Below are 20,115 nucleotides of genomic sequence, written 5' to 3'. Positions count from 1 at the left end.
GTTTCCTTGTTATCGATGCCGTGGGGTCAGATGCGCGCGGCGATCTGGCTGCCCATCTCGGCCGTGCTCTGCACCGGGTGACGGGCGCTGGCCTGATGCAGGTCGGCGGTGAAGTAACCCTCGGCCAGGGTCTGGGCCACGGCCTGCTCGATGGCCTGGGCGGCGGCTTCCATCCCTAAGCTGTAGCGCAGCATCAGGGCGGCGGAGAGGATCTGGGCTATGGGGTTCGCAATACCCTTGCCGGCGATATCCGGCGCCGAGCCACCGGCCGGCTCGAACAGACCGAAGCCCGACTCGTTGAGGCTGGCGGATGGGAGCAGCCCCATGGAGCCGGTGATCATGGCGCATTCGTCGGAGAGGATGTCACCGAACAGGTTGGAGCAGAGCAGCACGTCGAACTGGGACGGATCCTTGATGAGCTGCATGGTGGCGTTGTCGATGTACATGTGATTGAGTGCCACGTCCGGATAGGACTTGGCGACTTGCGTCACCACCTCGCGCCACAGAATGGAGGAGGCGAGCACGTTGGCCTTGTCGATGGAGGTGACCTTGGCCTTGCGCACGCGGGCGGATTCGAAGGCTATCTTGGCGATGCGCTCGATCTCGAAGCGATGGTACACCTCGGTGTCGAATGCCTTCTCGGTGGGGCCTTCCCCTTCACGTCCCTTGGGCTGACCGAAGTAGATGCCGCCAGTCAGCTCGCGCACGCAGGCGATGTCAAAACCGCGATCCGAGATGTCGGCCCGCAGCGGCGAGAACTGCTCGAGGCCGGTGTAGATGCGGGCCGGACGCAGGTTGCAGAACAGCTTGAAGTGGGCGCGCAGGGGCAGCAGGGCGCCGCGTTCCGGCTGATCGTTGGGGGGCAGGTGCTCCCACTTGGGGCCGCCTACCGAGCCGAACAGCACCGCATCGGCCGCTTCACAGCCTGCAATGGTGCTCTGCGGCAGCGGGGTGCCGTGGTTGTCGATGGCGATGCCACCCACGTCATGGCGCTCGTAGTCGAGGGCGAAGCCGAATCTGGCCTGCACCTTTTCCAGCACCTTGACGGCCTCGGCCATCACTTCCGGGCCAATGCCGTCACCCGGCAATACTGCGATCCGATAACTGCTCATACTCACACGCTCTCCGTATTGATCTTGTCTGTTTTTGCGACGTTGCGTTCCATCTGTTCGGCCACCTGATCGGCGCGCCAGATGCTGTTGATCACGTGGATCAACGCCTGGGCGGAAGACTCTATGATGTCGGTGGCCAGGCCCATGCCATGGAATTTGCGGCCCTTGTACTGTGCGACTATGTCGACCTGGCCGAGGGCGTTCTTGCCTTCCCCCTTGCCCTTGAGTTCGTACTTGTCGATGCTGATCTCGTAGCCGGTGATGCGGTTGATGCACTGGTAGACCGCGTCCACCGGGCCGTTGCCGGTGGCGGCTTCGCTGACGATCTCCTGGCCCACCTTCAATTTCACCGAGGCGGTGGCCATCACCGAGCTGCCGCTCTGCACGCCGAGGTACTCCAGCTTGAAGTGCTCCGGCTCTTCGTGGATCTGGCTGAAGAAGGCGAGCGCCTCCAGATCGTAATCGAACACCTGCCCCTTCTTGTCGGCCAGGGTGAGGAACTTGCCGTAGAGATCGTCGAGGTCGTAGCTGCTCTCGGCGTAGCCCATGGACTCCATCCGGTGCTTGATGACGTGGCGGCCGGAGCGGGAAGTCATGTTGAGGTTGTTCTGGGTGAGGCCGATGCTCTCCGGGGTGATGATTTCGTAAGTGTTTTTCGCCTTGAGCACACCGTCCTGATGGATGCCGGAGCTGTGGGAGAAGGCGTTGGCCCCGACGATGGCCTTGTTGGGCTGCACCGGCATGTTGCAGAGCTGGCTGACCAGGGCGCTGGTGCGATGAATTTCGCTGTGGCGGATGTTGGTGTGCACCCCGAGCAGGTCGGCGCGGGTCTTCAGGATCATCGCCACCTCTTCCAGCGAGCAGTTGCCGGCCCGCTCGCCGATGCCGTTGATGGTGCACTCGATCTGGCGGGCCCCCATCTGCACGGCGCCGATGGAGTTGGCCACCGAGAGGCCCAGATCGTCGTGGCAGTGCACCGAGATGATGGCCTGATCGATGTTGGGTACCCGGTTGAACAGGGTCTGGATGATGCCGGAGAACTCGGTCGGTACTGTGTAGCCCACGGTGTCGGGGATATTGATGGTGCGAGCACCGGCCTTGATGGCGGCCTCCACCATGCGGCACAGGTTGTCTATCGGGGTGCGGCCCGCATCCTCGCAGGAGAACTCCACGTCGTCGGTGTAGCGGCGGGCATGCTTGATGGCGTTGACCCCCATCTCCAGCACGTCTTCGAAGCTCTTCTTCAGCTTGCTCTCGACGTGGATGGAGGAGGTGGAGATGAAGGTGTGGATGCGAAAGGCTTCGGCGACCCGCAGGGCTTCGCCGGCGGCGTCGATGTCCTTGGGCAGGGCGCGGGCGAGAGCACAGACCCGGCTCTGCTTGATGTGGCGGGCGATGGTCTGCACCGATTGAAAGTCGCCGGGGGAGGAGACCGGGAACCCCACCTCCATGACGTCGACACCGAGCCGTTCCAGCGCCTGGGCGATCTGCAGCTTCTCCTTGACCGTCAAGCTGGCCGCCAGAGCCTGCTCACCATCGCGCAGGGTGGTGTCGAATATGATGACCCGATCTGACATGTGACTTCCCTCTTCCTAAGTTCGGTGACGTGCATCCTGCGTTGGCATAAAAAAACCCGTGCAGGGTGCACGGGTTTTTGTAAATTCCGGCTATGCCTGAGCCCGGCTACAAGGATCCCGCGCGACTGGTCGCGATTAGGGAGATTAGTAGTAGCGGAGCGGCAATACGCATGATGAATCAATCCTTCCAGTCGATAACGCTTTTACCAATATCGAGATTTTTATGCTGTGTCAACCGCGCAGACCCGGTTCATTTCGCTGGTTTATTTAATCGGATTGTAAAGGAGTGCAAATTTACTTGTCCCATATTCGGCCCTTGCACGATTATCTGGTCATTCCTGCTGTACTCGATCATCTGTGCAATCAGATCGACTTGTCAGTTTTTGCTGAATTATCCGAGGTATTAAATGGAAAAACGTAGACCTGGTCGTCCGGTCGGACGTTCTGACATTCGTGACAAGTTGCTCTCTGCCGCCCGTGAGCGTTTTCTCAACACCCCCTACAGCAAGGTGACGACCCGTGAGATCGCCGAGCTGGCTGGCTCCAATCTGGCGATGATCCACTACTACTTCGGCAGCAAAGAGGGTCTCTACAAGGCGGTGCTGGGCGATGTGGCCGAGCCGCTGGACCAAGCCTGGCACGATGAGGCCGGCAACCGCAGCCTCAACGACCTGCTCAACACCTACTATCAGGTGATGGCGCCCAACAGCGAGCTGACCTCCGCCATCTCCAGCGCATTATCGACCGAGAAAAGCCCTGGTCGGGATTTTGTGCTGAACCGTCTGCTGGAACGCCAACTGCCCCAGTTCGATGCCTTGCTGGAGTCCATGAAGAACAACGGCGAACTGGGTGACAATCTGGATCCCGAGATGCTGAAGATCTCCTTCCTCAGCATGATGTGGCAGCCGTTCGTGATGAAGGATCTCTACGAGCAGGTGTTCGGCCTGACTGTGGATGAACACTTCATGGCCCGCCTGGCGGATCACAACTGCCGTCTGATGGAAAACGGTCTGCGCGGCACCCTGAACTGATCATTTGCCACCTAGACAGCAAAAAGGGCCATTCGGCCCTTTTTTCATAAATCTGTTATCCCACGTTCAACCAAGTGTCACCCCGTCGCCCTAGTCTGCTCTAAGACTTCAGGGAAGGAGGGGTTATGAACAAGATCCAGCAATGGGACCTGCAGGTGTGCCGTATCTGCCTGCTGCACGCCTACAACCGGCCACAGGCCAGGATCAGCCGGCTCATCTCCCGGACCGGTGATGGCCCGCTCTACGCCGTGCTGGCGGCCCTGCTCTGGTGGCAGGGGGAGGCCGAGCGCGAGCTGGTGAAGCTGGCGCTGCTCGCCTTCGCCTTCGAGCTGCCGCTCTACCTGCTGCTGAAAAACCTGCTCAAGCGCCAGCGCCCGGTGGGGCTGCCGGTCTTCATCACCCCTTCCGATCGCTACAGCCTGCCCTCCGGCCACACCGCCGCCGCCTTCCTGATGGCAACCGTGCTGGCCGCCAGCTTCCCGCTCTGGGCCCCCTTGCTGTTTGTCTGGGCCGCGTTGGTGGGGGCGTCCCGTCTGCTGCTCGGGGTGCACTATCTGAGCGATCTGGTGGCCGGCGCCCTGCTCGGCGGTGGCTGCGCCCTGCTGGCGCTCGGCTGGGGCCAATGATGAGGATCCTGTTCGGGGTACAGGGCACTGGCAACGGTCACATCAGCCGCAGTCGTACCCTGGCGCGGGCGCTGCGAGCCCGTGGTCTGGAGGTGGACTATCTGTTCAGCGGCCGTCCCGCAGACGGCTATTTCGAGATGGCCGAGTTCGGCGATTATCGTGCCTTTCCCGGCATCACCTTCGTCAGCCACGAGGGGGCCATCTCGGGCTGGCGAACCCTCAAGGGGCTCTCGCCGCTGCGCTTCTGGCGCGACATGCGGGCACTCGACTGCCGCGACTACGATCTCGTCATCAGCGATTTCGAGCCGATCAGTGCCCACGCCGCCCGCCGCTGGGGCAAGCCGAGTCTCACCATCAGCCACCAGGCGAGCTTCGACTGGCCCATTCCGCGCTGGGGGGAGAGCGGCTTCAACCGTCAGCTGATGCGCCGTTTCGCACCGGTGCGTCAGGCACTTGGGTTGCACTGGTTTCACTTCGGCCAGCCCTTGCTGCCGCCCATCATAGACGCCATCCCGCCTGCACCCGACAATCAGCAGATCCTGGTTTATCTGCCGTTTGAGCAGACCGAGGCGATCGCAGCGCTGCTGTCACGCTTCAACCAGCAACGCTTCGTCTGCTTTCATCCGGCCATTCGCAGCGCGAGTCAGTGGCGCAACATAGCGTTCGAGCCGCAGGCCAGGGAGGGGTTCAAGCAGATGCTGGCCGGCTGTCGCGGGGTCATCACCAACGGTGGCTTCGAGCTCGCCTCGGAGGCGCTCTCCCTTGGCAAGAAGCTGCTGGTCAAGCCGCTGGGGGGCCAGTTCGAGCAGTTGACCAACAGCAAGACCCTGGAGCTGATGGGGCTGGCCCGTCTGATGGATGCGCTCGATGCCAACGCGGTGCGGGCCTGGCTGGATGCCGCCGCCCCTGGCCAGATTATCTACCCCGATGTGGCCAGCGAGCTGGCGGGCTGGCTGGCGGACGGAGCGCAGGAGAGCGTGCCGGCGCTCTCTCGCCGGCTGTGGGCTCGCACCTTGTTCCCGGAAGAGGTGTGCGATCGGCTGAGCGAACTGGAGGGGGGCAGCCCGCTAAACAGCAGTTGGTTATCGCAAGTGAGCGCCTTTGACTAGACTGAGAGGGATCCCACCAAGGAGAGGACGGACACCATGCGCTTTACCAATGAAAACGGCGATACCATGAATCTGGCGGACAATCTCACCCTGCACGAGCTGCTGGACATGGGGGTCAGTATCTCGGTCTGCGAGGAGACGGATCCGGATCAGCAGATCTGGCTGGCGGAGCCGGAAGAGGATCACTGATCCCCTGCCAGGCTTGCGGGCCCACCCTGGCGGTGGGCTTATTTTTTTCCATTCAGGGCGGCCGTGACAGCATGATCCGCTGGTCATTCCCCCAACTTCCTCGCATTGTACCCACCCTTTTTCTCAAGTCACTGAATGTTAATAGCTGTTTGAAATTTATGACTGTTCTGGTCAGACAAAGCCGTGGACAAGCGTTCACAAGCGGGTTAAGTTGGTTTTTCACCCGCTTTTCGGGTGAATGATGGAAAAAACCTATTTTTCTACTATCGACAGCGCCGAACTCGCCGGGTCCGTATTCAGACAACAACAATGCACGGACCGGCGGTGCCGGGAAGCAGCGGACTGCCGATAGCTTTCGCTTAACGGAGCAAAGCCTGGAGGGCTTTATCATGGAGATGTTATCAGGCGCCCAGATGGTGGTTAGAGCGCTGGAAGATCAGGGAGTTGAGCACGTTTTCGGCTACCCTGGTGGCTCAGTGCTCGACATCTATGACGCTCTCTTTGAAAACGGCAAGATGGAGCATGTCCTGGTGCGGCACGAACAGGCCGCAGTGCACATGGCGGACGGTTACGCCCGCTCCACCGGCAAGGTGGGCACAGTGCTGGTGACCTCGGGTCCCGGCGCCACCAACTGCATTACGGGGATCGCGACCGCCTATATGGACTCCATCCCCCTGGTGATCCTGTCCGGCCAGGTGCCGACCAGCATGATCGGGGAGGATGCATTCCAGGAGACCGACATGATCGGCATCTCCCGCCCGGTGGTGAAGCACAGTTTCCTGTGCAAGAAGGCCAGCGACATTCCCGACGCCATCAAGAAGGCCTACTACATTGCTGCCAGCGGCCGCCCGGGGCCGGTGGTGGTGGATCTGCCCAAAGACGTGCAGAACCCGAAAGAGAAGTTTCCCTATCAGTATCCCGAGACGGTGTCCCTGCGCTCCTACAATCCGACCAAGTCGGGCCACAAGGGGCAGATCAAGCGGGCCGCCAAGCTGCTGGTGGAGGCCGAGCGTCCGGTGATGTACGTCGGCGGCGGCGCCATCAATGCCAATGCGGATCACCTGGTGACCAAGCTGGCGGAGCTGTTGAACCTGCCGGTGACCACGACCCTGATGGGGTTGGGGGCCTTCTCCGGCACCCATCCGCAATTCATCGGCATGCTGGGCATGCACGGTACCTTCGAAGCGAACAAGACCATGCACAACGCGGATCTGATCTTCGCCGTGGGTGCCCGCTTCGATGATCGTGTCACCAACAACGTGGCCAAGTTCTGCCCCAACGCCACCATAGTCCACATCGACATCGATCCCACCTCCATCTCCAAGACGGTGCAGGCTCATGTGCCCATCGTGGGCTCGGTGGAAACCGTGCTGGAGCAGATGTTGGAAGTGATCCGCGAGTGTGGCTTCGACAACGACAAGCAGGTACTGGCGGATTGGTGGAGCCAGATCGGCCAGTGGCGCTCGCGCAACTGCCTGGCCTACGAGACCCACCCCACCCTGATCAAGCCGCAGCAGGTGATCGAGACCCTCTACAAGGTGACCAAGGGGGAGGCGTTCGTGGCCTCCGACGTGGGCCAGCACCAGATGTTTGCCGCCCTCTACTACCCGTTTGCCAAACCGCGCCAATGGATCAACTCCGGCGGTCTCGGCACCATGGGCTTTGGCATTCCCGCCGCCATGGGGGCCCAGTTTGCCAACCCGGAAGCCGTGGTCTGCTGCGTCACCGGCGACGGCTCGGTGCAGATGAACATCCAGGAGCTCTCCACCTGCATGCAGTACGGGGTGCCCATCAAGATCATCTCCATCAACAACCGGGCGCTGGGCATGGTCAAGCAGTGGCAGAAGATGTTCTACGGTGGCCGCCACAGCCACTCCTACATGGAGTCGCTGCCTGACTTCGTCAAGCTGGCGGAAGCCTATGGCCACGTCGGCATCGCGGTGAGCGATCCGGCCGAGCTGGAGAGCGCCATGGAGAAGGCCTTCGCCATGAAGGATCGGCTGGTGTTCATGGACATCTCGGTCGACCCGGATGAGCACGTCTATCCGATGCAGATAAAGTTCGGTGCCATGGACGAGATGTGGCTGAGCAAGACGGAGAGAACCTGACGATGGAACATATTATTTCGGTCGTGCTCAAGGAACTCAAGTTTGGTTCCATCAAGGACGAGATGTGGCTGAGCAAGGCGGGGGAAACATCATGAGACATATAATTTCCGTTCTGCTGGAGAACGAATCCGGCGCCCTGAGCCGGGTGGTGGGCCTCTTCTCCCAGCGCGGCTACAACATCGAGACCCTGACGGTGGCCCCCACCGAGGATCCCACCCTGTCGCGCATGACCATCGTCACCATGGGTGACGAGCGGGTGCTGGAGCAGATCCAGAAGCAGTTGCACAAGCTGGTGGACGTGCTCAAGGTATGCGACTTGAGCGAGGGTGAGCACATCGAGCGGGAGATCGCGCTGGTCAAGGCGCGCGCCGCCGGTGGTGGTCGTGACGAGCTGAAACGGCTGGCAGATATCTTCCGCGGCCAGATCGTCGACGTCACCCCCGAGCTCTACACGGTGCAGCTGGTGGGTACCAGCGACAAGCTGGACGCCTTCATCAAGACGGCCGCCCAGACCAACGAGATTATCGAAGTGGTGCGCTCCGGTGTCTGCGGTATCTCCCGTGCCGACAAGGCGCTGCGCCCCTGAGTAGATGGCTGGCGGGTTTGTTGTCCAAAGGGGCTCTTCGGAGCCCCTTTTTCATGGGCGCAAGGCGGTGCAGGGGAGTGGGCCGGGTCTGTCATTTTCTTTCAAATGATCGGTAAACTATCCACAAAAGCTGTGGAAAAGTCTGTAGATTAGCGGTGTGTCTGACGTTAGTGTGCTGATCTTAAAGAAGTATTTGGATCTGATCTCCGCTGGGGCGCAATTGTGCAATCGCCTCTGGCGGGTGTGAGCGTTTGCTTATCCCGCCGCCCTTGCCGGGCTGGCCTCTGAACGAGAAGGCGGGATCCGAACTGGATCCTGATTTGATCTCGCGGATCAACATCTGCCCGTCAGCCATAAAAAACCCGCCTTGCGGCGGGTTTTTCAACAGGGATAAGCTCGGTCGATTACTCGGCCTGGGCTGCCTGGATACCGGTCAGGGCGATGGTGTAGACGATGTCGTCCACCAGGGCGCCACGGGACAGGTCGTTGACCGGCTTGCGCATGCCTTGCAGCATCGGGCCGATGGAGACCAGATCCGCGGAGCGCTGTACCGCCTTGTAGGTGGTGTTGCCGGTGTTCAGGTCCGGGAACACGAACACGGTGGCTTTACCGGCAACCGGTGAGTTCGGTGCCTTGGACTTGGCCACGTTCTCCATGATGGCCGCATCGTACTGCAGCGGGCCATCGATGATGAGGTCAGGGCGCTTGGCCTTGGCCAGCTCGGTGGCTTCACGCACTTTCTCTACATCGGCGCCGGCGCCGGAGGTGCCGGTGGAGTAGGAGATCATGGCGACGCGCGGCTCAATGCCGAAGGCGGCAGCGGAGTCGGCGGACTGGATGGCGATCTCGGCCAGCTGCTCGGCAGTGGGATCCGGGTTGATCGCGCAGTCACCGTAGACCAGTACCTGGTCCGGCAGCAGCATGAAGAAGATGGAGGAGATCAGGGAAGAACCCGGAGCGGTCTTGATGATCTGCATCGGCGGGCGGATGGTGTTGGCAGTGGTGTGCACCGCGCCGGATACCAGGCCGTCAACTTCATTGCGCTCCAGCATCATGGTACCCAGTACCACGTTGTCTTCCAGCTGTTCGCGGGCAACCACTTCGGTCATGCCCTTGTTCTTGCGCAGCTCGACCAGACGGGCCACATAGCGCTCGCGCACGGCAACCGGGTCGATGATCTCGACGCGGTCGGTCAGTACCACGCCCTGCTGTTCGGCAACGCGACGGATCTCTTCCGGGTTGCCCAGCAGGACCGGACGGGCGATGCCACGCTCGGCACAGATGGCGGCAGCCTTGATGGTCCGCGGCTCTTCCCCTTCCGGCAGCACGACGCGCTTGTTGGCCTGACGGGCCAGTTCGGTCAGCTGGTAGCGGAAAGCCGGCGGGCTCAGGCGACGGGAGCGGGTGGACTTGGCGGAGAGAGACTCGATCCAGTGCTTGTCGATGTGGCCGGCCACATAGTCCTGCACCAGCTCGATCCGCTCGCGGTCATCTTCCGGAATGTCGACGTTGAAGTTCTGCAGGCTGACCGCAGTCTGCCAGGTGTTGGTGCCGGTGATCATGATCGGCAGGCCGGTGGCCATGGCCTGTTGGCACAGCGCCATCACCTGCGGTTCCGGGTGGTAGTTGCCGGTCAGCAGCAGGGCGCCCAGCTTGACGCCGTTCATGGCAGACAGGCAGGCGGAGACGATGACGTCGGAGCGGTCGCCGGAAGTGACCAGCAGGCTGCCCGGACGGAAGTGCTCGATCATGTTGTGGATGGAGCGGGCACAGAAGGTCACGGTCTGCAGGCGACGGCTGTCCAGCTCACCCTTGTGCAGGATCTTGGCGGCCAGGTGCTTGGCGAGATCCTTGGCGCGCGGGGCGATCAGCTGGGTATTCCAGGGGATGCAGCCGAGGATGCGCAGCGGGCTCTTGCCGAATACCTGCAGCACTTCCAGGTTATGGGCGGCGTCGGAGGTGTGGTGGTGGGCCTCGAACATCTCGGTCAGGTCGGGGCGGGTCACGCCATGCTCGTCAACCGGTGCACCCACCTTGTTGATGACGCAGCCAACGATGCGGGGGTTGTTGACGCCACCGAAGTTGGAGCAGGCGAGCTCGATGCGCTCTTTCAGCTTCTGGCTGGAGTCGTTGCCCGGATGGGTCACGAACACCATGTCGGCGTCCAGCGCCTTGGCGACGTCGTAGTTCAGCTTGTTGGCAAACGGCTGCTTGTCGGTCGGCACCATGCCTTCGATGACCAGCACTTCGGCACCGCTGGCTTTCACGTGCTCTTCGAAGCGGGCCACGATCTCTTCCAGCAGGATATCGGTGTTGCTGGAGGTGATCATGTTCTCGGCGTAGGAGAGGGCGAACGGCTCGGGCGGGTTGATGTTGGCAGCGGCGCGGATCACGGCGGTGGAGCGCTCGGTACCGGTTTCACCCGGACGCGGCTGAGCGACCGGTTTGAAGAAGCTGACATTGACACCGTGACGTTCCATGGCGCGAACAACGCCAAGGCTCACGGAAGTTACGCCGACACCAGTGCCGACCGGGATAAGCATAATAGTGCGTGCCACTTTATACCCCTTGTTCATTTTTGGGATCAGGAAAAGGCCGCCCTTGGGCGGCCTTGCTCTACAGCGAAATTATGCGCCAACCAGTTCCAGCGCGTCGTGGGCGATGACCCACTCTTCATTGGTCGGGATAACCAGGGCTTTGGTGGAACCAGCCTTGGTGATCTCGCCACCCTTGCCGAAACGAGCCTTCAGGTTGGCGTCGTGATCGACGTCGAAGCCCAGCAGACCCAGTTTGTTCAGGGTGATTTCACGGATCGGGGCGGAGTTTTCACCGATACCACCGGTGAAGACCACGGCGTCCAGACGACCGTCCATGGCGGCGGCGTAGGCGCCGATGTACTTGGCCAGGCGATAGCAGTAAACGTCCATGGCACGCTTGGCTTCTTCTTTGCTGTCGTAGTTGTCTTCAACGAAACGGCAGTCGGAAGTCACTTCGGTCAGACCCTGCAGGCCGGACTCTTTGGTCAGCATGGTGTTGATGTCGGCCACGCTCATGCCCAGTTTGTCGTGCAGGAAGAAGATGATGGCCGGATCGATATCACCGGAACGGGTACCCATCACCAGGCCTTCCAGCGGGGTCAGGCCCATGGAGGTGTCGACGGATTTGCCGTTCTTGATGGCGCAGACGGAACCGCCGTTGCCCAGGTGGCAGTTGATGATGTTCAGCTCTTCCACCGGCTTGTTCAGCTGCTTGGCGGCTTCCAGGCTGATGTAGTAGTGGCTGGTGCCGTGGGCGCCGTAGCGACGGATGCCGTTCTCTTTGTAGAGCTTGTACGGCAGGGCGTACAGGAAGGCTTCTTCCGGCATGCTCTGGTGGAACGCGGTGTCGAACACGGCAACGTTCTTCTCGGCCAGTGCCGGGAACACGCGACGGGCTTCACGGATACCGATCAGGTGAGCCGGGTTGTGCAGCGGCGCGTACGGTACGGCGGCTTCGATGCCGGCGATGACGTCGTCGCAGATGCGCACGGAAGAGGTGAAGCGCTCACCGCCGTGTACCACACGGTGGCCGATGGCGATCAGGTTCTTGGACAGCTCCGGGTTGAGCGGCAGGATCTTGTTGACGATGTAGTCCAGCGCTTCCTGGTGAGCGGCACCGGCGCCCAGATCGGCACTGCCTTTCTCACCGTTCAGTTTCCACTTGATGCGGGCGTCGTCGAGGTTGAAGCACTCGGCCAGGCCGGACAGCAGGTCATCACCGGTGGTTGCGTCAATGACAGCAAACTTCAGGGACGAGCTGCCACAGTTAAGAACAAGAACCAGCTTACTCATGAATAAATCCTATCGCAGATTGGGTTGTGTAGGAGGATGCGTTGGACGAGCCGTGTCCAAAAACTTTCAACTTATCCTTATGAGGGTTGGCAATCTGTTGCTTGCCCCTTGTATAGTGATACAAGACCCGAAATCCAGACGTCCCTGACAGCGCAACGGCAGGCCGTTGGCGCAAAAATTGGGCGTACAAAGGATAACCCGATTGTTGAAAAATAACAAAGTCATCCTCAACCTTTGTTATTGCGCATCAAATATTGTCGTGGTTTTGCCGTTAATACGTTCAAAAAGAGCTCGGAGGTAGCATGAGCATGAACATTTTTGGAACTAAGTTACAGCAAGGCCGTCATTATATGACCCTTTGGCCCCGCCGTCCCGAGCTTAATTCCATGTTCCCGGAGAATCGGGTGATCAAGGCCACCGAGTTCGCCCTCAAGGTCATTCCGGCGCTGGCGGTGCTCAGCGTCATGCTGCAGTTCCAGTTCGGCGAGCTGCACTACTGGCCTTCGGTCATGACCTCGGTGCTGTTTCTGCTGAGCCTGCCGCTGCAGGGCTACTACTGGCTCGGTCAGCGCGCCGATACCCGGCTGCCGCCCTCCCTTGCCAGCTGGTATCGCGAGATCAACGGCAAGATGAACGAGCAGGGCGGTCGTCGCCAACTGGTGGCTCAGCCCAGATACGAAGAGCTGGCCGATACCCTCAACGCCGCCTTCAAGCAGCTGGACAAATCCTTCCTCTACGAGTGAGGCCTGTGGCCCATGACTCGGACCAAGGCGCCTCGCGGCGCCTTTTTTATATCTGTCAGGCTGCCAGAACCTTGCGGATCTCCTGGACGGAGAGCTTGTACTGACGCGGGCACTGGCGCCAGACCGTCAGCATGCGCTGGTACTTGTCGCGCATGGCGATGTCGCTGGAGAGCTCGTCGCACGGGCACTTGAGCTCGGGGAAGCGCTTGTCCACTTCCAGCAGGAAGCAGACGTAGTCGGCCAGCTCCCGCTCCTGGCTGCGGCTGTAGCCGTTGAACTCCAGCCGGCTGGCATTGATTTCGTTCTGATCGGCCGCTTCCAGGTTGCCCCAGGAGATGGCCAGCGCGTGGTGCAGTTCCAGGGTGTCGATCACTTCCTGGCAGGTGGCCAGATCAAGATGGCCGAAACTCTTCTCCAGTTCGAGGATCTGCAGGCAGTAGCCGCGCTCGATGATGGTGCTGGCCCGTTGGTAAAACGCCGCCTTCTCCGGATTGAGTTTGGCCAGGATCTCGTACTGGTTGCTCAGGATCAGACGTTCGGTGTGGCTCATGTTCATGGGCTTTTCTCACTGGAAAATGAAACTGGGGCCACGTTAACCCATATATAAGATGAATTTTTTGATCTGGCAGGGGAGGTTGGCGAGATAGCGGGGCGGGAAATCAACGTCGGCCCTGGCTGGTTAATTAAATGTAACGGCTAGCGGCTTGCTTTCTGGCTCGCTGGCGCAACAATAAGGGCGTCATTTGGCCTGTGCCGAAAGACCCGTCACCAAGGCATCCCATCGTGGATGCAAGCCGGCGCCTTCATGACAAATGAGAACGTCGCCGCCAGTCACTTGCCTGGCAGGCGAGCCGAAGGACCGGGCATCGTGCCACCCGCAACGCGAGGCAGGCAACGACATGCGAATAAAAAAAGGGCCTGCACTTGCAGGCCCTTTCCATATCGGCGGTATCGGTATCTGGGGTTCAGCCCTTGAGCAGGTCGAGCACCACCTGATGATGATCGCTGGTCTTGAACTTGTCGAAGCGATGGCTAATCTTGCCCTCTTCGTCAATGAGGAAGCTCAGCCGGTGGATACCGTCATACTCCTTGCCCATGAACTTCTTCGGGCCCCAGACGCCAAACGCATCGGCCACCGCATGATCTTCATCGGCCAGCAGGCGGAAGTTCAGGTTGTCGCGCTCCTCGAATTTTTTCAGCCGCTTGGCCGGATCCGGGCTGATGCCGAGCACCACCACATTGAGGGCGGCCAGCTCGGCGTTGACGTCGCGCAGGCCGCAGGCCTGGGTGGTGCAGCCCGGGGTCATCGCCTTGGGATAGAAGTAGACGAGCACTTTCTTGCCGCGCAGGTCGGCAAGGCGTACCTGGTTACCGTCTTGATCGGACAGGGAAAAATCGGGGGCCAGGCTGCCAGCGGATAAAGGTTGCATGGGATCTCCTTGGATGAGCCGTCAGGCGTGTTTGTGATTGACGATGAATTCGAACGATTCTGCGCCCAGTTCACGACAGAATCCGGCGAAGGCCGTCTGCGAGCCGGCCGCCTCTCCCTGCTTGGCCAGATTGAGCTGAAAGCTGGCCTTGAGCAGGTTGAACGGCTGCTGTTCCAGGGTGATAGTCTGCATGGCCTGGATGTCCCAGCCGTGATCGCTGAAGAACTGGGTGCACTGGCTTACGATGCCCGGCTGGTCCCGGATCAGGATCTCGGCGTTGGCGCTGATGTCGTATTGCAGCGACTGGTGGCGCTCGGTGCGCTTCATCATGGTGATGAGGTCCCACTCCTGGCTGCGCAGGGGCAGGCTTATCTCGAGTTGCATCAGGCTGTTCCAGTCACCGGACAGCAGCATGATGAAGGTGAATTCATTGCCGAAGATGCCAAGACGGCTGTCGACAATGTTGCAGCCACAACCACTGACGTGGCGGGTGACCTCATTGACGATGCCAGGCCTGTCCGTGCCGATGGCCGTTACGACCAAGTAATGAGTCATAAATCTTCTCTCGTCCATTAGCGGGTTGCGAATGTGGATGCAGTGGCATAGCCCGAAGGGGCTGGCCATGGGCCACTGCCAGCGATCCTGCATGGCAACCTTGTTGAGAATCTCGTTGCAACGAGCACGGTATCGGGGTGTCACGACCAGCGTCTGGCGTGTTCCACCGCGGCTCGCGCAGTGCGGTTTTTGCCGGATGGTAACACGGCTTGCCCCTGGCCTCCCTTGTTTTTCCAAGGGGGCAGCTTTACCATAACGCCCCTGAAAATCGGGAGAAATATCCATGTTGCGCGGTAGTATTGTTGCCCTCGTTACCCCCATGCTGGCTTCAGGCGAAGTCGATTGGGCCAGTCTGGCCACTCTGGTCGACTATCATGTCAGCGCCGGGACCAGCGCCATCGTGGCGGTCGGGACCACGGGGGAGTCGGTGACCCTGAGCGAACAGGAGCACATCGCCGTCGTGGAGAAAACCGTGGCGCTGGCCGCCGGACGCATTCCGGTCATTGCCGGCTGCGGCTCCAACAATACCGCCCATGCCATCGCCCTGGCCAAGCGTTTCGCCGAAACCGGCGTGGTGGCGGGTCTCTCGGTCACCCCCTATTACAACAAACCCACCCAGGAAGGCCTCTATCGTCACTATTGTGCGATCGTCGAGGCTAGTGGTCTGCCCCAAATTCTTTATAATGTGCCCGGTCGTACCGGTTGCGATCTCAAACCGGAGACGGTAGCCAGACTGGCCAAGGTGCCCGGCATCATAGGCCTGAAAGAGGCGACCGGGGATCTGAGCCGTACGCCGCTGCTGCGCGAGCTGTGCGGCGCACAATTCGCGCTTTATAGTGGCGATGATGCCAGTGGATGTGATTTCATGCTGCAAGGCGGGGACGGAGTCATTTCGGTCACCACCAATATTGCAGCGGCCCAGATGGCCGACATGTGTCGTGCTGCGCTGGCCGGTGATGCCGGACGAGCGCACGACATCAACAATCGATTGATGCCGTTGCATCAGACTCTGTTCTGCGAACCGAGTCCTATCCCTGTGAAGTGGGCCTGTGCCCAGCTGGGATTGATTGCGACGGCCACCTTGCGTCTGCCGCTCACCGACCTCACCCCCGAGGGCGAACAGGCGATGGCGCGAGCACTGACGACTGCGGAGTTGATGGCGAGTGTTTAAAGCAAATGGAAAGGGAAATGCAGTGCGCCTGGTGCTGAGTGTGGCGACCGTTGCCGTGCTGGCAGCCTGTAGCTCACCCCAGGAACGCAAGATGGCCAACCGTGGCTTCGAGTACGAGGATGCCCGCCTTGAAGGCCGCGCGTTTCTGGTGCCGGCCGGGTTGAATACCCCCGCCTTTAACAGCAGTTTCGACATTCCGGCCCTGCCCGAGAGCAGCCGTGACGGCGCGCTGGGTGCCAAGGTTGACGTGCGTCCACCCGCCCAGCTGCTGACCGTGGTACCGGGCAGCCAGGTGGTGGCCAATGCTGGCGAACCCACCATGGCCTTCTACGCCCTCAGCACCTCCCAGAGCGTGGAGCGCGATACCTGGGCCTTCCTGATGAACTTCCTCGCCCAGTACAAGGTGACCACCGAGAAGCTGGACCAGCAGGCCGGCGTGCTGCAGACCGGCTGGTTTGACAACACCAAGGCGCTCGACGGCTGGAGTGAAGAGGACGATGACTTCGTCATTCGCCAGCGCTACCAGTTTACCCTGCGCAACGATCCCCAGCGCCACGCCGTCAACATGTCGGTACGGGTACTGGATCATGAAGAGACCGTCGATGGCGAGACCAGCAAGGAGCTGACCCCGGCGGATGCCCAGCGCTACGCGACCCGGGCCCTCAACCAGTTCTCGCTCTACTACGACAAGCAGCTCAAGTCCCGCGAACAGCACAAGGCCAACGACGGCATGGGGCTGGAACTGGGTCTGGACAACAACGAGCTGAGCGCCTGGATCGTCGATGGTTCGTTCGATCAGGTGTGGCGTCGTCTCAATCAGGTGCTGCCGGCCTACGGTTTCACCATCAAGGATACCCAGCAGTCGCTGGGCTGGATCGACGTGGAGTACGACGAGCCGGGCAGCGAATTCTGGAAGGCCAAGGGCAGCGAGCCGTTCAAGCTGGACGAAGACAAGTATCGCTTCCAGCTTGGCGAGATGGCGGGGGGCAAGACCTCCATCACCCTGTTCGACAAGGACAAGAAGCCCGTGTCGTCCGGTGTCATCTCCCAGATGTACATCAGTCTGTCCGAGGCATTCGCCAAGGGTCTGGCTGACCAAGCTGCAAAAACAGAATAGAAACAGGGGCCTTGTGCCCCTGTTTTGTTATGTAAACCCCCCACAAACAGGAAGTGTTACTTACCATGAGTCTTGCAGATCAAGTATTGGCGGTGAACGACGATTTGCCGATCCGTACCGATAAACCCGTCCATTCCGGCAAGGTGCGCAGCGTCTACTGGCTGACCGCCGCAGACAGTGCCCGCCTCATCCGCGAGAAGGGTTACGACGTGCCGGCAGATGCGCCGCTCGCCATCATGGTGATCAGTGACCGGATCTCGGCCTTCGACTGCATCTGGCAGGGCGTGGACGGGCTCAACGGCGTGCCGGGCAAAGGGGCTGCGCTCAACGCCATCTCCAGCCACTGGTTCAAGCTGTTCAAGGAGAAGGGGCTGGCCGACAGCCACATCCTGGACATCCCCCATCCCTTCGTCTGGATCGTGCAAAAAGCCCGCCCCGTGATGATCGAGGCGATTGCCCGCCAGTACATCACCGGCTCCATGTGGCGTGCCTACAAGGATGGCGAGCGCGAGTTCTGCGGCATCACCCTGCCGGAAGGACTGAAGAAGGATCAGAAGCTGCCCGAGATCCTCATCACCCCCTCCACCAAGGGCGTGCTGACCGGGCTGGACGGCGTGCCGGAAGCCGACGACGTCAACGTCTCCCGTGCCGACATCGAACGCCACTACCGGGGCTTCAACTTCAGCAAGCCGGCCGACATCGACCGCTACGAAGTGCTGCTCAAGGAAGGTTTCAGCGTCATCAGTGACGCGCTGGCCGAGCTGGATCAGATCTTCGTCGACACCAAGTTCGAGTTTGGCTACGTCAATGATGCCGCCGGCAACGAGAAGCTGATCTACATGGATGAAGTGGGTACCCCCGACAGCTCCCGCATCTGGGATGGCGCCGCCCTGCGCGACGGCCAGATCGTCGAGAAGTCGAAAGAGGGTTTCCGTCAGTGGCTGCTCAACCACTTCCCGGATCCGGACATCCTGCTCAACAAGCACCGCATGCCCGAGCGCTTCGCCCTGGCCCGCGACAACAAGTTGCCGACCGAGGTGATGATGGACATCTCCAACACCTATGTGGGGATTGCCGAGAAGATCATCGGTCAGCCGCTGGTACGCAGCGCCAATCCGAAGCAGGAGATCATCGAGGTGCTGCGCGCTCAGTACGGGCTGATCGACTGAGGCACACCGCCTTTTTTGTTGCCGTAAAAACAAACGTTTGCCACCAGCCAACTGCAAGTCGGCATGCTGGCTGCAATGGAACGGGCCCATCACGGGGCCCGTTTTTGTTGCCGTGCCGACTGGGCGGCAGCAGGGCGGCGATCAGCCGTTGACCCTGAACACCTGGCCGGTCTGCACCCCCAGTACCGACTTCTGGTAGGCCTGCGCCACCCTGGCGGCGGGCACGGAGACGAAGCCCGGGAAGAAGCTGGCGTATTTATCCATCGACTCCGTCAGCACGGTCGGGCTCACCACGTTGATGCGCAGACCCCGCGGCAGCTCGCAGGCCGCCGCCTTGACGAAGTGATCGATGGCGCCGTTGATGGTGGTCGCGCTCGCCCCCCAGTTGATGGGCTCCTCGCTCAGGATGCCGCTGATCAGGGTGATGGAGCCTTTGTCGTTCAGGTGGGGGATGGCGGCCCGGGTCAGGTTGATCTGGCCCATCAGCTTGCTCTGAAGCCCCACCTGCCACTGCTCGTCGGTCATCTCGGTGAGGGCGTTGAAGGCCACGCTGCCGCTGGCCACCACCAGCGCATCGAACTGGCCCAGCTTGGCGAACAGCGCCTTGATGGAGGCGGGATCGCGCATGTCGACCGTGGCGTCCCCCTGGCGGTGACCGACCCGGATCACCTGGTGGTCTTTAGCAAGCAACTCACTGACGGCGGAGCCGACGGTGCCGGAGGCACCCACAATCACAATCTTCATCTGTTTCACTCCTGGTTGGGATGTGTTGATTCTAGCGCGATGAAAAGAGAGAAAAAGCGCGTAAAATAAACGCATTGTTTCCATATTGGAGCTAATGAATGGACATCTCCCACCTGGCCAGTTTTTATGAGGTGGTGCAAAAGGGCAGTTTCTCGGCCGCAGCCGACAGCCTGGGGGTGAGCAAGGGGATGCTGAGCCGTCACGTCAGCGCACTGGAATCGACCCTCAATGCCCAGCTGTTGCAGCGTACCACTCGCCGACTCAGCCTCACCGAAGCGGGCCGGACCCTCTATCAGCAGGCCGGCGAGATCTTCGCGCTGGCGCGCCAGGCGGAGCAGGATATCCAGGCGCTGACCGAGGAGGATGGCGGCCGGCTGCGCTTCACCTGCCCGGTCAGTACCGGCGATCGCATGGTGAACGATCTGCTGGCCCGCTTTGCCGAGCTCTGTCCCGGCGTCCAGGTCGAATTGAACTTCACCAACGCCATGATCGACATGAGCCAGGGGGAGCACGACATCGCCCTGCGCGCCATGAGCAGCATTCCCGACAACCTGGTGGCGCTGCCGCTCGGCAGACTCAAGGACGTGGTGGTGGCAAGCCCCGCCCTGCTGGCGCGGGAGGGGATCCCCGCTACCCCTTATGAGCTGGGCGGGCGGCCCTGTCTGCTGCAGGGTCACAACCCGGCCTGGGAGCAGTGGCACTTTCGCAAGGGAGAGGAGGAGGCGCACATCCTGGTGCAGGGCAAGGTGCGGGCCAACCACTACAGTACCGTGCTGCAGCTGGCTCGGGCCGGCATGGGTTACGCCAAGTGTCCGCTGATGCTGGTGGAGCCCTGGCTGGCGCAGGGAGATCTGGTCACCGTGCTGGCGGAGTGGCAGACCGGGTTGCACCCGCTGCACGTGCTGCACGCCCAGCAGCGGCGGGTGCCGCGCAAGATCCGGCTGTTCAAGCAGGTGTTGGCCCAGTGGTTTGCCGAGCGACCTCACTATCTGCTCTGAGCCCTCGTTATTTTTCTGTC

Annotated in this window: 19 protein-coding genes; 11 read left to right on the top strand and 8 right to left on the bottom strand. The window is 60.9% G+C overall.

Features of this window, described 5'->3' with window-relative positions; all coding sequences use genetic code 11:
* Positions 1 to 26: 26 nt before the first annotated feature.
* Entirely contained in the window at positions 27 to 1,112 is a 1,086-nt protein-coding gene (gene leuB, locus PG899_RS07280) for a 3-isopropylmalate dehydrogenase (RefSeq protein WP_077097667.1), read from the bottom strand.
* Positions 1,113 to 1,114: 2 nt separating this feature from the next.
* Positions 1,115 to 2,689 (bottom strand): 2-isopropylmalate synthase, encoded by a 1,575-nt coding sequence (gene leuA, locus PG899_RS07275; protein ID WP_077097669.1) that lies wholly within the window; start codon positions 2,687 to 2,689, stop codon positions 1,115 to 1,117.
* A 407-nt stretch (positions 2,690 to 3,096) separates the two neighbouring features.
* On the opposite strand from leuA, the gene PG899_RS07270 reads away from it, so the two are divergent.
* The 6 genes from PG899_RS07270 to ilvN all read left to right on the top strand — a co-directional run bounded on the left by PG899_RS07270 (position 3,097) and on the right by ilvN (position 8,338).
* Positions 3,097 to 3,720: a TetR/AcrR family transcriptional regulator gene (locus tag PG899_RS07270; RefSeq protein ID WP_011704823.1), complete on the top strand. Its 624-nt coding sequence runs from the start codon at positions 3,097 to 3,099 to the stop codon at positions 3,718 to 3,720.
* A 125-nt stretch (positions 3,721 to 3,845) separates the two neighbouring features.
* The gene (locus tag PG899_RS07265; RefSeq protein WP_043162413.1) at positions 3,846 to 4,346 is read left to right on the top strand and encodes a phosphatase PAP2 family protein; all 501 of its coding nucleotides are present in this window, start codon (positions 3,846 to 3,848) and stop codon (positions 4,344 to 4,346) included.
* A complete protein-coding gene (locus tag PG899_RS07260) occupies positions 4,346 to 5,455 on the top strand; it encodes an MJ1255/VC2487 family glycosyltransferase (protein WP_041217554.1) in 1,110 nt (369 codons plus the stop codon). The genes PG899_RS07265 and PG899_RS07260 overlap by 1 nt, the downstream gene beginning before the upstream one ends.
* A gap of 36 nt (positions 5,456 to 5,491) precedes the next feature.
* Positions 5,492 to 5,644: a hypothetical protein gene (locus PG899_RS07255; protein ID WP_011704826.1), complete on the top strand. Its 153-nt coding sequence runs from the start codon at positions 5,492 to 5,494 to the stop codon at positions 5,642 to 5,644.
* A 389-nt stretch (positions 5,645 to 6,033) separates the two neighbouring features.
* Complete coding sequence (locus PG899_RS07250; protein ID WP_029301736.1) at positions 6,034 to 7,752, top strand: acetolactate synthase 3 large subunit; 1,719 nt, start codon at positions 6,034 to 6,036, stop codon at positions 7,750 to 7,752.
* A 91-nt stretch (positions 7,753 to 7,843) separates the two neighbouring features.
* Positions 7,844 to 8,338, top strand: coding sequence for an acetolactate synthase small subunit (gene ilvN / locus PG899_RS07245; protein ID WP_011704829.1), 495 nt, complete (start codon positions 7,844 to 7,846; stop codon positions 8,336 to 8,338).
* A gap of 404 nt (positions 8,339 to 8,742) precedes the next feature.
* Here the strand turns inward: ilvN and pta are convergent, their stop codons facing one another.
* Both pta and PG899_RS07235 read right to left on the bottom strand, forming a co-directional pair.
* Positions 8,743 to 10,914 carry a phosphate acetyltransferase gene (pta, locus tag PG899_RS07240; protein ID WP_017410280.1) on the bottom strand — a complete coding sequence of 724 codons (2,172 nt, stop codon included), beginning with the start codon at positions 10,912 to 10,914 and terminating at the stop codon, positions 8,743 to 8,745.
* A gap of 51 nt (positions 10,915 to 10,965) precedes the next feature.
* Positions 10,966 to 12,168, bottom strand: a complete 1,203-nt coding sequence (locus tag PG899_RS07235) for an acetate kinase (RefSeq protein ID WP_011704831.1) — start codon at positions 12,166 to 12,168, stop codon at positions 10,966 to 10,968.
* Between the two features lie 302 nt (positions 12,169 to 12,470).
* Here PG899_RS07235 and yfbV point away from each other — a divergent pair, with 302 nt between their 5' ends.
* Positions 12,471 to 12,911: a terminus macrodomain insulation protein YfbV gene (gene yfbV / locus PG899_RS07230; RefSeq protein WP_011704832.1), complete on the top strand. Its 441-nt coding sequence runs from the start codon at positions 12,471 to 12,473 to the stop codon at positions 12,909 to 12,911.
* A gap of 55 nt (positions 12,912 to 12,966) precedes the next feature.
* Here yfbV and PG899_RS07225 read toward each other — a convergent pair whose 3' ends face one another.
* From PG899_RS07225 to PG899_RS07215, 3 genes are all read right to left on the bottom strand, one after another.
* The gene (locus PG899_RS07225; RefSeq protein WP_077097323.1) at positions 12,967 to 13,467 is read right to left on the bottom strand and encodes a YfbU family protein; all 501 of its coding nucleotides are present in this window, start codon (positions 13,465 to 13,467) and stop codon (positions 12,967 to 12,969) included.
* Positions 13,468 to 13,876: 409 nt separating this feature from the next.
* A complete protein-coding gene (gene bcp, locus PG899_RS07220; protein WP_024944312.1) occupies positions 13,877 to 14,341 on the bottom strand; it encodes a thioredoxin-dependent thiol peroxidase in 465 nt (154 codons plus the stop codon).
* Positions 14,342 to 14,362: 21 nt separating this feature from the next.
* The gene (locus PG899_RS07215) at positions 14,363 to 14,896 is read right to left on the bottom strand and encodes a glycine cleavage system protein R (protein WP_016349586.1); all 534 of its coding nucleotides are present in this window, start codon (positions 14,894 to 14,896) and stop codon (positions 14,363 to 14,365) included.
* 283 nt (positions 14,897 to 15,179) lie between these two features.
* Here PG899_RS07215 and dapA point away from each other — a divergent pair, with 283 nt between their 5' ends.
* The 3 genes from dapA to PG899_RS07200 all read left to right on the top strand — a co-directional run bounded on the left by dapA (position 15,180) and on the right by PG899_RS07200 (position 18,353).
* Positions 15,180 to 16,067: a 4-hydroxy-tetrahydrodipicolinate synthase gene (gene dapA, locus PG899_RS07210; RefSeq protein WP_077097327.1), complete on the top strand. Its 888-nt coding sequence runs from the start codon at positions 15,180 to 15,182 to the stop codon at positions 16,065 to 16,067.
* Positions 16,060 to 17,184, top strand: a complete 1,125-nt coding sequence (gene bamC / locus PG899_RS07205) for an outer membrane protein assembly factor BamC (protein WP_011704837.1) — start codon at positions 16,060 to 16,062, stop codon at positions 17,182 to 17,184. The genes dapA and bamC overlap by 8 nt, the downstream gene beginning before the upstream one ends.
* 65 nt (positions 17,185 to 17,249) lie before the next feature.
* Positions 17,250 to 18,353, top strand: a complete 1,104-nt coding sequence (locus PG899_RS07200) for a phosphoribosylaminoimidazolesuccinocarboxamide synthase (RefSeq protein ID WP_179101484.1) — start codon at positions 17,250 to 17,252, stop codon at positions 18,351 to 18,353.
* A 141-nt stretch (positions 18,354 to 18,494) separates the two neighbouring features.
* Here PG899_RS07200 and PG899_RS07195 read toward each other — a convergent pair whose 3' ends face one another.
* Positions 18,495 to 19,097: a short chain dehydrogenase gene (locus tag PG899_RS07195; protein ID WP_077097330.1), complete on the bottom strand. Its 603-nt coding sequence runs from the start codon at positions 19,095 to 19,097 to the stop codon at positions 18,495 to 18,497.
* Positions 19,098 to 19,195: 98 nt separating this feature from the next.
* Here PG899_RS07195 and PG899_RS07190 point away from each other — a divergent pair, with 98 nt between their 5' ends.
* Positions 19,196 to 20,095, top strand: coding sequence for a LysR family transcriptional regulator (locus PG899_RS07190; RefSeq protein WP_190283857.1), 900 nt, complete (start codon positions 19,196 to 19,198; stop codon positions 20,093 to 20,095).
* Positions 20,096 to 20,115: the final 20 nt, after the last annotated feature.

It is taken from the genome of Aeromonas sp. QDB39, assembly GCF_027707585.1.
GTDB classification, from domain to species: domain Bacteria; phylum Pseudomonadota; class Gammaproteobacteria; order Enterobacterales; family Aeromonadaceae; genus Aeromonas; species Aeromonas hydrophila.
The sequence above is the reverse complement of the archived record's forward strand: the minus strand, read 5'-3'. Positions and strand labels throughout refer to the sequence as shown.

Excerpts from the sequence above, each read along its gene's own strand:
- leuB (WP_077097667.1), bottom strand. The coding sequence starts at position 1,112 with ATGAGCAGTTATCGGATCGCAGTATTGCCGGGTGACGGCATTGGCCCG.
- leuA (WP_077097669.1), bottom strand. The coding sequence starts at position 2,689 with ATGTCAGATCGGGTCATCATATTCGACACCACCCTGCGCGATGGTGAG.
- PG899_RS07270 (WP_011704823.1), top strand. The coding sequence starts at position 3,097 with ATGGAAAAACGTAGACCTGGTCGTCCGGTCGGACGTTCTGACATTCGT.
- PG899_RS07265 (WP_043162413.1), top strand. The coding sequence starts at position 3,846 with ATGAACAAGATCCAGCAATGGGACCTGCAGGTGTGCCGTATCTGCCTG.
- PG899_RS07260 (WP_041217554.1), top strand. The coding sequence starts at position 4,346 with ATGAGGATCCTGTTCGGGGTACAGGGCACTGGCAACGGTCACATCAGC.
- PG899_RS07255 (WP_011704826.1), top strand. The coding sequence starts at position 5,492 with ATGCGCTTTACCAATGAAAACGGCGATACCATGAATCTGGCGGACAAT.
- PG899_RS07250 (WP_029301736.1), top strand. The coding sequence starts at position 6,034 with ATGGAGATGTTATCAGGCGCCCAGATGGTGGTTAGAGCGCTGGAAGAT.
- ilvN (WP_011704829.1), top strand. The coding sequence starts at position 7,844 with ATGAGACATATAATTTCCGTTCTGCTGGAGAACGAATCCGGCGCCCTG.
- pta (WP_017410280.1), bottom strand. The coding sequence starts at position 10,914 with ATGAACAAGGGGTATAAAGTGGCACGCACTATTATGCTTATCCCGGTC.
- PG899_RS07235 (WP_011704831.1), bottom strand. The coding sequence starts at position 12,168 with ATGAGTAAGCTGGTTCTTGTTCTTAACTGTGGCAGCTCGTCCCTGAAG.
- yfbV (WP_011704832.1), top strand. The coding sequence starts at position 12,471 with ATGAGCATGAACATTTTTGGAACTAAGTTACAGCAAGGCCGTCATTAT.
- PG899_RS07225 (WP_077097323.1), bottom strand. The coding sequence starts at position 13,467 with ATGAACATGAGCCACACCGAACGTCTGATCCTGAGCAACCAGTACGAG.
- bcp (WP_024944312.1), bottom strand. The coding sequence starts at position 14,341 with ATGCAACCTTTATCCGCTGGCAGCCTGGCCCCCGATTTTTCCCTGTCC.
- PG899_RS07215 (WP_016349586.1), bottom strand. The coding sequence starts at position 14,896 with ATGACTCATTACTTGGTCGTAACGGCCATCGGCACGGACAGGCCTGGC.
- dapA (WP_077097327.1), top strand. The coding sequence starts at position 15,180 with ATGTTGCGCGGTAGTATTGTTGCCCTCGTTACCCCCATGCTGGCTTCA.
- PG899_RS07200 (WP_179101484.1), top strand. The coding sequence starts at position 17,250 with ATGAGTCTTGCAGATCAAGTATTGGCGGTGAACGACGATTTGCCGATC.
- PG899_RS07195 (WP_077097330.1), bottom strand. The coding sequence starts at position 19,097 with ATGAAGATTGTGATTGTGGGTGCCTCCGGCACCGTCGGCTCCGCCGTC.
- PG899_RS07190 (WP_190283857.1), top strand. The coding sequence starts at position 19,196 with ATGGACATCTCCCACCTGGCCAGTTTTTATGAGGTGGTGCAAAAGGGC.